Consider the following 386-nt stretch of genomic DNA (forward strand, 5'->3'; position numbering starts at 1 on the left):
CTCGTCGCTCACGTCCGGGCCGGCGCCACCTTCAAAAACGGCGAACTCGTCGAACCCGGCACCGCCTCACCCGACCAGCAGGAGGCTGCCTGAAACAACCTCATCCACAGATCTTGACAATATCTCTTGCCAGGTCGGTGTTGGGGTCTAGCACTGGTTGTGTCTCCAATCGGGCTGTAGATGTGTCCGCTCATATTCAGGCGCAGCAGGACAGCTTCGAGACGTCGGTGGTGAATGCCTTGGCGGCGATCCGGATGCCTTCGGTCATGGTCAGATAGGGCGCCCAGGCGTCGGCGACCTCGGTGACTGTCTTGCCGAGTACGTGGACGCCAGCGGCGGCGAGTTCGCCGGCGTCATTTGCGACCGCGGTCAGGCCGAGGATCTCG

At 62.7% G+C, this 386-nt stretch carries 1 pseudogene; it reads right to left on the minus strand.

What is annotated here, in order from left to right:
- Positions 1 to 196: 196 nt before the first annotated feature.
- A pseudogene (locus AAFO60_RS20865) lies at positions 197 to 386 on the minus strand (mercury(II) reductase); the annotation flags it as partial.

The sequence above is a fragment of the Gordonia aichiensis genome, assembly GCF_039946255.1.
Lineage (GTDB): Bacteria > Actinomycetota > Actinomycetes > Mycobacteriales > Mycobacteriaceae > Gordonia > Gordonia aichiensis_A.